Genomic DNA, 7,968 nt, shown 5'->3' with positions numbered 1-7,968 from the left:
ATGTCGCCGAACTCCCGGCCGAGATCGCGGCGCTGTGGAAGCGCCTGCCCTATGACGAGGCGGCGTTCCTCAGGGGCGCCGGGCTGACGACGCCCGCCGGCGAGCAGGGCCGCTCGGTGCTGGAGCAGACCCGTTCGCGCCCCACCTGCGAGATCAACGGCATCATCGGCGGCTACACCGGCGAGGGCTCCAAGACGGTGATCCCGGCGGAAGCCTCCGCCAAGGTTTCGTTTCGGCTGGTGGAGGGCCAGCAGCCCGACAGAATACGGCAGGCGTTTCGCGACTACGTCACCGCGCGACTGCCGGCGGATTGCACGGCGGAGTTCATCGACCATTCCAACGCGCCGGCCATCGCGCTCGACTGGAACATGAAGCCGCTCGCCGCGGCCCAGCGCGCATTGACCGAGGAGTGGGGCAGGGAAGCGCTCCTGGTCGGCTCCGGCGCCTCGATCCCGATCGTCGCGGATTTCAAGCGCACGCTCGGGCTCGATACCGTGCTGGTGGGCTTTGGGCTCGACGACGACAATATCCATTCGCCGAACGAGAAGTACGACCTGAAGAGCTTTCACAAGGGCATCCGCTCCTGGGCGCGCATCCTCGGCGCGTTCGCGGAGACGCCGCGGTAAAGTCGGCAGCCTGCAGCCCGGATGGAGCCAGCGGTCGGCGCGTCAGCGCCGGGCCGGTGGTGCAACCCGGGAACGAATGCGGCGGCGGCCCCGGATTTCGCAAGGGCTCCATCCGGGCTACGGGACTTCGACGCCGGGCAATGACCTCTCCGCGTCGTCCCTGCGAACGCAGGGACCCATAGCCACCGGCGCCAGTTTGGCGAAGAGTGGATCATCCATCTCGTTTCAACGAGGGCACAACGCGGTATGGGTCCCGGATCGGCGTTCGCTGGCGCTCACTTGTCCGGGACGACGTGAGGGGTGAGTTTCGATTCATTTGTCAAACAGCGAGAGGGTGTGCATCCGCATTCTCGCGGCGCGATGCGTCCGAGCCTTGCGTCGATTGCCGCCCTCGGAAAAGAAAGAGGGCGCAGGGAAAGCCGGATGCGCGCTGCACCCGCGGTCTCGTGTGCAAACTCGCACAAAACAAACGCACACGAGCATACAGGGCAGCGGAGGCAATCCGACTTTCCCTGCGCGATGCCTTACGGATTATACCGTGCTCTTCCCGGTGACCGGGCTTTCTTGCCACCGTCACTTGCGCGTCATAGCGCAAGCTTGACACCAGCGTCGGGGTGCCAGAACCACACGGCTTTTCCGTACGCAACGACGGCCCTCGTCATTCGCCGCCACCGCGTCACCGCATCCCACCGCGCGTTCGTGACGATCGCGACCCGCCCCTCTCATCGGGTGAGACGGGCGAGTCTCTAAAGGTGATTTGCCCGACGTGTTAAGCGATTTATTTTTGATTCCGGGGCTTGACTTTCAATTCTGATAATCAGAAGTGATTTGCCCGTCGGGTTGTTTTGTCGCGGCCGGGTCGCGAGATTTCGCTTGCGCGTGCGGCGAAGCAGCCCGTGGGGCGGAACGGAGCCCGACGGGTCCGCGCAAGGCGCGGCCCGATGACAGGCTCCGGCGCAATCTGCCCTTTCACCGGCAATACGGCGGATCACGCAAAACGCCGATCCGCGCCCTACGAGTTATTTTCCGAGTTCATCGAGCATGTGGAGGACATCCTTCGACGCCGCTTCCACATGCTGTATTTCCTGCAGGGCGCCGGGAAGATCGCCTGCCGCGAACAATTTTGCGGCCTGCTTTCCGTGCTGATGGACCAGTGCGTGAGGTTTTTCCAGCAAGGAGAACGCGCGATGGTTGCGGGAATCGTGTGAAGCGTCGCCGTAGTACCATTTGCCGAGCCGGCAGGAATGATGATCCGTCAGTTCATCGGCCTTCAACGTGGTCCGCCCCACGGCCATGTCCGCCAGCCGCTTCTTCCAGATCACGTGATCGGCCTTTGCCAGACGCGGGATCTTGTTGTCGAACGAAAAGTTGGAAATATTCTGAAGATTTTCTCCCACCAGACCGTGGACGGTATCGAGCTGGTCGGAAATCGCCACCACCTGTTTAACGCTCCGTTCCGTCATTGCGGCGATGGAGGTAATTCCCTGAGCGATTTCACGTGAGGCGTCGGTCTGCTGATTCAGGATGCCGGAGATTTCGGCCATGCCGGTGGTAACGCTGGAAACCTGCTGGCTCACACCGGCCATCGCTCCACCAAGCGACGCCACGACGCCACGACTTTCCTCAGCTGCTTTGGTGCAGTCGGACATTGCGGCGACAATGGTGTGGATATCGACCCGCAGCTGGTCGATGCGGGTTCGAATATCCACGGTGGCATGGCTTGTCTGCTGCGAAAGGCTTTTGACTTCCGTCGCCACGACGGCAAAGCCTTTGCCGGCCTCTCCCGCGCGTGCCGCCTCAATGGTTGCATTCAGCGCCAGAAGGTTGGTCTGTTTGGCGATCGCATCGATCGAACCTACGATCGTTCCAATCGCCTCGGATGCTTCGTTCAAGGCAATGATCTTCTCCGACGCCAGATTCGCCGTCACTCCCACGCGGCTCATGGCTGCCGACGCGGAATCGGCGGTCGACATTCCCTGTTCGGCGCTGGCGCGCATTTCCGTTGCGTCTGCGCTGGCCGTCTGTGCGGTTGCCCGGATCTGGGCGATCGACGCCACCAATTCCTCACCCGCGGCCGCCAACGACTGGGTGCGATGGTCAATCTCGCGCGATGTATCGAGCAGGCGGGCGGTCGAGATCGCGGTCTCGCTGCCCTGGATGCTCAGGTTGACGATGCGATCGAGGTCCCGCGACGCGTTCGAGGCCAATCGGTCCAGCAGCCGGTCGATGGCGATCGAGAGGCGATCCTGCGTCGCCGGCCGTTCCACGTCGAGCCGACCGTCGGTGATGGCGTCGATGCACGCAACCAGCGCTTGGTCGCGCGCCTCGGTTTCTGCGAGCTGGCTCGCCAGCAATGCGATGTCGGCAGAACTTGCGGCGCTCCGTGTCCGGCCGGCGCGCATGATCGAAGAAAGGAACGGTGAGGAAAGTGACGACATGCGGCCTCCTAAGGCCGAATAGATTCGGCTGGTTACGGCCAATGTTGGTGGCTTAGGTTAATTTGGAGCAAATTTTTCCCTGCGTAGTCGCCGAAGCAGTTGACCCGTGCCCCCTGCGGGGCAGGCGCTGCGCTCGACTACCGTGAACCGGCCGACCTTGGCTGCGACAAACAAAAACGCCGCCCGGAATTGGGCGGCGTTTGGATTCGCAGTGCAGAGGTTGTTGGACGTTACCCTACACGAAACCGCAAGAATTTCAATCCTTGTAGCCGGGATCCAGCCGCTCGACCTTGCGCAGCAGCGCCGGCCAGACCAGCATGGTCGAGCGCAATTCGATCCGGTTGGGGTCGGTGAACAGCGCGGCGTTCTTGTCCACCACGGCCTGTTCGACCGGGTAGGCCGTCGGACCCAGCATGCGGGTGCGCACCTGCATGGTGCAGGCCCGCTCCAGGTGGAACATGCGCTCGAAGGCGGAGGCGACGGAGCGGCCGACCGTCAGCGTGCCGTGATTGCGCAGCAGCATGTGGTTCCTGGTGCCGAGATCCTTTTGCAGGCGCGGGCGCTCGTCGTGGTCGAGCGCGATGCCTTCATAGTCGTGATAGGCGAGATCGTGGGTCACGAGCTGCGCGGTCTGGTTCATCGGCAGCAGGCCTTCCATCGAGCTCGCCACCGCGGTGCCGTCGGGCGTATGCAGGTGAAGCACGCAGCCGGCATCCTCGCGCACCTCGTGGATCGCCGAATGGATGGTGAAGCCCGCCGGGTTGATGCTGTAGGGGCTATTGCTGAGCTGATTGCCGTCGAGGTCGACCTTCACCAGGCTGGACGCCGTGATTTCGTCGAACATCAACCCGTAGGGATTGATCAGGAAGTGATGCTCCGGCCCCGGCACGCGGGCGGAGATATGGGTATCGACCAGATCGTCCCAGCCATAATGCGCGATCAGGCGATAGCAGGCGGCGAGGTTGACCCGCTGGCCCCATTCCGCCTCCGTCATGTCGGACGGCACTTGCTTCAGGCGAGCTTCCGCTGGCGACATGACCGGTTTCTCCCAAATGATCTGAATGAGTGACTGTTAATGAAAGCCTATCCCCGCGCACCTTTCGCAGCAAGGCGCGGGGGAAGCGTGGCAGATATGAATTCGGTCCCAACCACCGACCTCATCCCCGCGCAACGGCTTCGCCGTTGTCGCTGGAGGGCCGCGCGTGCTTCGCGCGGCGTCTCGAAGGATGGCGGCAGGCAATGTGCCAGATGGTTCGAGACGCGCGCCGGACTGCGCAAGGGCGCTGTCCAACGCGCTCCTCACCATGAGGGAGAGGGGGGTGTCGCTCGGAGTAAGCGAAGCATGCGCGCTACGGCGCGGGAATCGCCAGCAGGTTGGAAATGCTCTGGCCGCGGATGTCATAGACCCGCGCGAACACCACGTCGTCGCGCTTGATTTCCACCAGTACCGGGGCGGTCAGGCCCTTGCAGTAGAATTGGCCCAGCGTCATCGCGAAGTCGGCGGCATGGGAGTCCCAGCCGATCGTGAAATCGGGACCGAGCGCGACCTGGGCGGGGCGCTGCGGACCGCACACCGCCACCTTCCATTTGCGATTGGCGGGCGGGAATTCCTGGCGCTCGACCAACTCCTCGCGCAGGCCGTCGGAAGCCTGTTTCAGCGCAAGGCCCCAGTAGTCCAGCATGAACAGATCGTTGGCGTTACGAACCGTGCCGGCGATTTGATTGAAGTGGGTGTACTGGTAGGGATGCAGCCGGATCATCTCGCCGAGCGGCAGCATCAAGCCGAAGGTGAAAATCGCCAGGGCGACGGGCTGCCATCTGCGATGGCTGTGCTTGAGCCAGTTCATTCCCCACGCGAAGGCAGCACCTGCCAGCACCGCCATCGGCGGAATGACGAAAATGAAGTGGCGGATGCCGTTGTAGAGCGCCGGGCGCTTCACCATCGCCACCGCCAGCGGCAATGTCGCAGCTAACGTCAGCATCAGGAAGATGGTCTTGCGCCGGGCCGGCACATCGCTGCGTGGCAGCGACAGGAAGGTGCCGACGACGGCGGCAATGCAAAGGACCAGAAGCACTTCGGGCAGCTGCAGGGCGAACAGTGTCGGCAGATACGACCATGGCATATCCGGAACCGACACCAGCGCGCCGTCGAACATTTCCTTCCACGGCTTCTCGAAGAAATGCGAGAAATAGGTCAGGGCACGGAATGGATTGGCCGGCTCCATGATCGACCACGGCCAGATCAGCCCCATGACGAGATAGCCGAACACCAGGCCGGGCAGCAGCACGTAGACGACATGGGCGAAGCGGCGAACCGATTCACGCAGGCCGTGGGCGCGAAACTCCTCGATCAACAGCGGTGCAAAACCGACCACGGCGTAGACCAGAGCCATGCCGCCGAGGATGCGCGAACCGATCGACAAGCCGGCGCCGAGGCCGACGATCAGGATGGTGCGCGGCGAGGGTTTTGGATATTCCTGGGCGAGACGGACGAGGCCGAGCATCAGGATCACCATTGAAATCGCGAATGGCGCGTCCTTCGGGTTCATGAACATGTGCCCGTAGAAGGTGGGGCACAGCGCCAGCAAAAGCAGCGTTGCCAGTCCGCCGAGCGGACCGCCGACCCGGCGGCCAAGCCGCCACGTCACGCCAAGACCGATCAGTCCGACGATGGCGCCGAGCAGGCGGCGGGTTTCGAACAGCTCCAGCGGGATGATCTTGTGCAGCAAGGCTGCGACCATGTCGAAGCCGCCGCCATACATGTAGAGATTGGCGAACGACAGCGCGGCGGTGTCCTTGAAGCCGGACCCGTACATGCGCAGCAACAGATCGGCATACTCGGCGTGGGTGTAGTCGTCCCAGCCCAGGCCATAATCCCGAAATGTCAGGCTCGCGATCAATCCGATCGCCGCCAGCGCCGCGAGGGAGAGATCGTCGCAAGTCCGTTCCACCGATCGCCGAGCGGGCGTATCGATGGCCGAAGCAGTGATGGATGACATGTCTATTGGTAACCCGGTGTCCCCGTGCGGCTCAGCTGTTTTTTAGCGCTTTGAGCCTCTATTCCCCGGCATCCATATAGCGCAGTTCCCTTTCCAAGTAATTGGGAATTGTGGCGTAATTTCCCTGATGCGATGCAGCATTCGCCGGCGGGCTCCAGACTTTCGTAGAGCCGCAATCGCTGCCTCGGTCGGGTAGCGGGCCGATTTTTACAGGGATCGTCCCATAATTGGCGGTTGGCGGTGCGTACAATATGACGGTATCGTGGCGATGGCGGCTGGCGAGTATTTCGGGCGCGGCCAAGGGGTGAATTCGATGAGGGTCGTCGTGTTGTTGCTGGCCGGGATTGGCTTGCTTTTGGCTGGCCTGGTGGCAATCGGGTTCGGAATCCAGATCAACGAATTCAGCTTAGGCAATACCCTGATCGTCGCCGGTACCATGTCTGCGTGTACCGGGATGCTGCTGATCGGCCTCTGGATGGCAGTCAGGGAGCTGAAAAATATCGCGCGGCGGCTGGGACCTGCGGGCGCCACGGCAGGATCCCACGCCGAAAGCCCGTCACAACCGGCGCCGGCAGGCGCCGCTCCCCGCAATCAGGCCGCCGAAGATAGCGGTTTCTTCAGCCGCGAGCAGGCCGGATCGGAAATTGCCGGCCATGTGGAACCGGCGGCGCCGTCCTCGGCGTCCTCGCCGCCGCCATGGCATGCGGAGGCCGCGCCCCGCGAGCGCGCGCCCGACGATAGCCCGCTGGCGCCCGCCGAAGCCGAGCCCGCGCCGGCGGTCAAGCCGAAGCGCAACCTGTTGTTCTCATCGTCATCGCGCAAGGAGCGCGAGCGCGCCCAGGCGCGAACGGATCCTTCGATGGGCGTTCCGCAACCCGAACCCGCAGCCCCGCCGCCGGTTCCCGAATCACTGGAAACGCCGCCCGCGTCGTTCGACGACGCCTGGCCGAAGCCGGAACGTTCGCGGGGCGACATTCCGCCGCCGCGTCGCGCCGGCCGCACGCCGTCGACCTTTGCCGAACCGGATCCCGCCACTGCCAGCGCGGAGCGTTACCCGCCGGCGGTGCGAAATGACGACCCGGCGCAGGTCACGGTTCTCAAATCGGGCGTCGTCGACGGCATGGCCTATTCGCTGTATTCCGATGGCTCGATCGAGGCGCAAATGCCCGAAGGCATGATGCGGTTCGCGTCGATCGACGAGCTGCGCTCGCATCTCGATCACCGTTCCTGAGCGGCTTGTACTTGCGGCGAAGCCAATCGAAGATAAAGTGCTGTCGTTCTTGTCACGCCAGCAGTAATCCGCTCATATTCGGTAAGTAGTACAAGATTCCGAACCACGTATTGCTTCGGGATACTTTCGATCCCGCGGGATCCCCGTCCGATTGCGATTTCTGGAAGGTTTGGGCATGACCGACAGCGCCGGAAAAAGTTTCATCGACCTGACGGCTGAAATCGTGTCGGCCTATCTCAGCCATAATCCGACGCCGGCTTCCGAGATCCCGGCCCTGATCAGCCAGGTTCACGCCGCCTTGCAGCGGGTTTCGGCCGGACGGAGTGAAGCGCCGCTGGAACCTGCCAAACCCGCGGTGTCGGTCAAGAAATCGATGACGCCCGACTATCTGGTCTGCCTCGAGGACGGCAAGCGCTTCAAATCGCTGAAGCGGCATCTGCGCACCCAATACAACATGACGCCGGAGCAGTACCGGGACAAATGGGGCCTGCCAGCCGACTATCCGATGGTGGCGCCGAATTATGCGGTGGCGCGTTCGGCGCTCGCCAAGAAGATGGGGCTCGGCCAGCAGCGCAGCCGGCGGAAGTAACTCGCTCCCCTCCCTCCACGCGCCCTTGCGCGTGGCGGGGAGGGGTCGGGGTGGGGGGCGCTTCCGCAAACTCGCTATCAGTCGA

At 63.2% G+C, this 7,968-nt stretch carries 6 protein-coding genes; 3 read left to right on the top strand and 3 right to left on the bottom strand.

Annotated features, from left to right (window positions below; all coding sequences use genetic code 11):
* A partial coding sequence (locus tag Q7T45_RS23515; protein ID WP_304874000.1) for a M20/M25/M40 family metallo-hydrolase occupies positions 1-626 on the top strand: 626 nt, incomplete at its 5' end.
* Positions 627-1,645: 1,019 nt separating this feature from the next.
* Here the strand turns inward: Q7T45_RS23515 and Q7T45_RS23510 are convergent.
* From Q7T45_RS23510 to Q7T45_RS23500, 3 genes are all read right to left on the bottom strand, one after another.
* Positions 1,646-3,064, bottom strand: coding sequence for a methyl-accepting chemotaxis protein (locus tag Q7T45_RS23510; RefSeq protein WP_304873999.1), 1,419 nt, complete (start codon positions 3,062-3,064; stop codon positions 1,646-1,648).
* Positions 3,065-3,320: 256 nt separating this feature from the next.
* The gene (locus Q7T45_RS23505; RefSeq protein ID WP_304873998.1) at positions 3,321-4,100 is read right to left on the bottom strand and encodes a class II aldolase/adducin family protein; all 780 of its coding nucleotides are present in this window, start codon (positions 4,098-4,100) and stop codon (positions 3,321-3,323) included.
* Positions 4,101-4,413: 313 nt separating this feature from the next.
* The gene (locus Q7T45_RS23500) at positions 4,414-6,063 is read right to left on the bottom strand and encodes a glycosyltransferase family 39 protein (RefSeq protein WP_304873996.1); all 1,650 of its coding nucleotides are present in this window, start codon (positions 6,061-6,063) and stop codon (positions 4,414-4,416) included.
* 313 nt (positions 6,064-6,376) lie between these two features.
* Between Q7T45_RS23500 and Q7T45_RS23495 the strand changes: the two genes are divergently transcribed.
* Together Q7T45_RS23495 and Q7T45_RS23490 are read left to right on the top strand one after the other, a co-directional pair.
* Positions 6,377-7,294, top strand: coding sequence for a DUF308 domain-containing protein (locus Q7T45_RS23495; RefSeq protein WP_304873995.1), 918 nt, complete (start codon positions 6,377-6,379; stop codon positions 7,292-7,294).
* 175 nt (positions 7,295-7,469) lie between these two features.
* Positions 7,470-7,883, top strand: coding sequence for a MucR family transcriptional regulator (locus Q7T45_RS23490; protein ID WP_304873993.1), 414 nt, complete (start codon positions 7,470-7,472; stop codon positions 7,881-7,883).
* Positions 7,884-7,968 lie beyond the last annotated feature (85 nt).

The sequence above is a fragment of the Bradyrhizobium sp. genome, assembly GCF_030646015.1.
In the GTDB taxonomy this organism is placed as follows: domain Bacteria; phylum Pseudomonadota; class Alphaproteobacteria; order Rhizobiales; family Xanthobacteraceae; genus Bradyrhizobium.
Note: the sequence above shows the minus strand (reverse complement) of the source record. Positions and strands in the feature narration are given on the sequence as shown.